The organism is Pedobacter cryoconitis, from assembly GCF_014200595.1.
Lineage (GTDB): Bacteria > Bacteroidota > Bacteroidia > Sphingobacteriales > Sphingobacteriaceae > Pedobacter > Pedobacter cryoconitis_C.
In genome coordinates this window covers 1-3,595 of sequence record NZ_JACHCG010000011.1, presented here as the reverse complement: position 1 = coordinate 3,595, position 3,595 = coordinate 1, and the positions used below count along the sequence as shown (strand labels likewise).

Below are 3,595 nucleotides of genomic sequence, written 5' to 3'. Positions count from 1 at the left end.
AAGAGTCAGAACCATCTGGACGGGCAGGACATTATTGACAATACTTATAATTTTGCAGGAGAACTGACTGCCAGTACACGCAGTCATACCGGAAGCAGTACCGGGGCAGCAACTAACATTGCTAACCGTTATTTCTATGACCACATGGGGCGTAAAATTGCCACATTGGAGAATATCAATGGCCAGGGCGAGGTGGTACTGAGCAAACTGGATTATACCGAAACCGGGCAGCTGGTTAACAAACAACTGCACAGTACAAACAATGGCGGTTCTTATCTGCAGCAAACCAGTTATGCTTACAATGAAAGAGGCTGGCTGAGCAAAAGCCTGAGCAATGAGTTCAATTTGCAGTTGAAATATGAGGAGGGGTCGCAGTGGAACGGGAATATTTCGGGTCAGGTTTGGGGAAGAGGAGCTGGTAAATTGGACCATACTTTTACCTATAGTTATGATAAACTGAACAGGTTAACCGATGCGGTATCACCGGGACTGGGAGAAAGTATCAGTTATGATGTGGTGGGTAATATCAAGACGCTGACCAGGGATGGCAAAGTGAATACGTATAGTGGATATACGGGTAACCAGCTGACTAAAATAACTGGCTTCACTACGAGCAATTACGCTTATGATGACAATGGTAATCTAAAAAGTGACAGTGAGAAGAATATCAACTTAACATACAATTACCTGAACCTGCCGGAGACAGTTACAGGAAGTCAGAACATCAGTTATACGTATGATGCATCAGGAAACAAGCTGAGAAAAAAGGTGGGTAATGTGGTTACTGATTATATTGGTGGTATTCAGCACAAGACTGATGGTACAATTGATATTATCATGACAGAGGAAGGTATGGCCAGGAATAACAACGGGACATACAGTTATGAATATATGCTGACGGATCATTTGGGTAATAACCGGGCAACGTTTCACAATCTTCCGGGTGTGGGGATTGAAGTTATGCAAAAAGATGATTATTTTGCATTTGGTTTAAGGAAAGAAGTGCTTCGCGGATCAAATGATAACAAGTACCTTTACAATAAGAAAGAGTTACAGGAAGAGTTAGGGGAGTATGATTACGGCGCTAGATTCTATGATCCGGTAATTGGAAGGTGGAATGTGATTGATCCGCTTGCGGAGCAGGATAGAAGAATAAATCCCTATGCCTATGCCTTAAATAATCCGATACGTTTTATTGATGTGGATGGATTGTATGCTGGAGAAGCTGGAACGTATAATCGTGGAGATGGAGAATTTGGAAACGTTTTGTCTTACTATGGTATTGGTTCTAATCAACAGCAGGAACCAAAACCTAAAGAACGAAAAAAAGAAACCACGAGAATGTCGATGGGTGCTTCGTCAGTCGTTTTTGGGGATAAATTTGAAACGGCTCAAACTAGAAAAGATATCAATAGTGGGCTGCTTGATGAGGAAATAACTACAAAAAAAGCAAACGAGCTAGGTGATGCTGGTATGCTAGCAACAACAAGTTTTGGTTCAGAATATGCATTTTTAAAGATTGGAGAATATTTCAATATTACTCTTGGAATTCTAAAGCCTCTAGGTCTAGGATCAACCGGTAGGACAGTAGCTAACAATCTTGTAGAACAGATGGCTATGAAAGATGCGCTGAAGAATCCGCAATTAGGAAGACGATTAATGGAAGGTATGAAGGACTCTCGTTGGCCTGGATGGACTAAAATGGAATATAAAGTTAAAACAGCCGAGGGAGTAAGGGCTATTGTTCATTATTTAGCGAAATGGGAAAATGGGGTGTTGAAGGCTGTTGATGATTTTAAATTTAAATAATTATGAGAGTTGTGTGTTTATATAATACAGGAGAAGCCTTAAGATCATATGAATATAAATCCTTAAAAAAGGAGATGCTAGGTAGGTTTGGGGTTACGGGGTATAGTAATTACGCAGAATTGGATTTAGGGAAGGAATATTTAGTGATGGGTATAATAGTTTTTGAAACTTATCAAGCTTACCTTATAGATGATGGGGAATTCATATCAGCATGCCCATGTCAGTTGTTTGAAGTTGTTGATGATAAGGTAAATACGAATTGGCATTTCAGATTAGTAGAGAAGGAAGAAGATATTTATCCTTTTGTACAAGCGATTTTTGGTTATAGTGAATTGTGTTCTGATAAAAAATCATATGAAAATCTCATCGTAGAAAAGGACGACTATGCAACTGAGATTTATTTCAAGAGGAAATCTGAAAATAGATAATATTGAGTTAAAAGTTATAATGTCAAATGATGATGAGCCCGGCTATAAGCTGGGCTTTGTTGTTTACTGTCCGTAAGCTTTTCTGGCTTTAGCATCCCTTAGAAAGGTGTCTATAATGTTAAATAGAATGAGCCTGGTATCCTGGTCTAAGACCTGTATATCTTCTAATCGTTTAAGTGTGTCTTTGTCATAAGCAGCATGCTTTCCTTCTCCCAGCAGATAATCTACAGAAATATCAAACACCCTGGCCAGCTTTAAAGCCATCTCTACAGAAGGGCTGTTTTCATTACGCTCATACTTTCCAATAATATCCCTTGAAGCTTCTACGGCTTTGGCCAGGTCTCCCTGTGACCATGCTTTGCGCTTCCTGAGTTCCATAATCTTGCTTCCAATGTCGAGCATATTCTGCTAAAGAGTGGATATGACCACCGATAATTGCAAATGTAGTTTAAAGTATTCTACAAAAAAAGAAAGTATTATTTGCTTATATCTGAAACAAGGTCTACATTTGTAGTAGATGTTACACATAAAACTTTTTTAAGCTATGGAAAATGAACAACACAGATCGATCATGCTGCAACGTAAACACCGTAAGCTGACTTACAGCCAAAAGTGGGTTCCTGAACTAAGGATATCGGGTATATGGTTAGAAAACCAGGGCTTTCATGCAGGTGAACTGGTGGAAATTACCAGTGTGCAGGGTGCGCTGATCATCAAAGCAAAAGTGTAATGAACAAGGCACAATTGCATAGTGAAAATCCCGAACTCTTACTTTATACCGAAGGCAGGCTGCATATCACCGTTTTGGGTGGTGTGCGGCTGAGTGGCCTTGACCGGATGAAGGTTACCCTGAAACTGGTGCGTATTGACAACAGGGGTAATGTGTTCCGCCATCACCTGGACTTGTACAACAGTATGCAGAGTGAACAGCTGATCGAGAAATCTGCCGAAGTACTGGAAGTGAGTACGGTGGAGCTCAGCCTGGCCGTAAAAGGTCTGACAGCGGAACTTGAAAGCTACCGGGCAGAGCGGCTGGAATCCATGAAGCCTAAAAAAATGGAGAAAAGGGAGCTGAGTGCCGCCGAGCGCAAGTCGGCTATTGCTTTTCTGAAATCCCCGAAGCTGCTGGAAAGAACCCGGCAGGCGATTGCCGACAGCGGTCTGATCGGTGAAGAATCCAATAGCCTGATTGCTTACCTGAGCTATACTTCCCGGAAGCGGAATACCCCTTTGCACCTGATGTGCCTGGGTGCAAGCGGAACAGGCAAGACCTGGCTACAGGAAAAAGTATCGGAGCTGATGCCCGAAGAAGATAAGCTGGAAATCACGACCCTTTCCAGTAACGCCTTTTATTACTT

General features: G+C 41.5%; 5 protein-coding genes. 4 read left to right on the top strand and 1 reads right to left on the bottom strand.

The annotated features are described in order from the left end of the window. Together HDE70_RS27065 and HDE70_RS27060 are read left to right on the top strand one after the other, a co-directional pair. The coding region (locus tag HDE70_RS27065) for an RHS repeat domain-containing protein (protein ID WP_183892399.1) at positions 1-1,809 on the top strand (1,809 nt) is incomplete at its 5' end. 2 nt (positions 1,810-1,811) lie between these two features. Next, complete coding sequence (locus HDE70_RS27060; RefSeq protein ID WP_183892398.1) at positions 1,812-2,237, top strand: hypothetical protein; 426 nt, start codon at positions 1,812-1,814, stop codon at positions 2,235-2,237. Between the two features lie 63 nt (positions 2,238-2,300). Here HDE70_RS27060 and HDE70_RS27055 read toward each other — a convergent pair whose 3' ends face one another. Continuing rightward, positions 2,301-2,639 carry a helix-turn-helix domain-containing protein gene (locus HDE70_RS27055; RefSeq protein WP_183892357.1) on the bottom strand — a complete coding sequence of 113 codons (339 nt, stop codon included), beginning with the start codon at positions 2,637-2,639 and terminating at the stop codon, positions 2,301-2,303. A 142-nt stretch (positions 2,640-2,781) separates the two neighbouring features. Here HDE70_RS27055 and HDE70_RS27050 point away from each other — a divergent pair, with 142 nt between their 5' ends. Both HDE70_RS27050 and HDE70_RS27045 read left to right on the top strand, forming a co-directional pair. Continuing rightward, entirely contained in the window at positions 2,782-2,967 is a 186-nt protein-coding gene (locus HDE70_RS27050; RefSeq protein WP_183892356.1) for a SymE family type I addiction module toxin, read from the top strand. Continuing rightward, on the top strand, positions 2,967-3,595 hold a 629-nt coding region (locus HDE70_RS27045), incomplete at its 3' end, for a hypothetical protein (protein ID WP_221302134.1). The genes HDE70_RS27050 and HDE70_RS27045, both read left to right, overlap by 1 nt.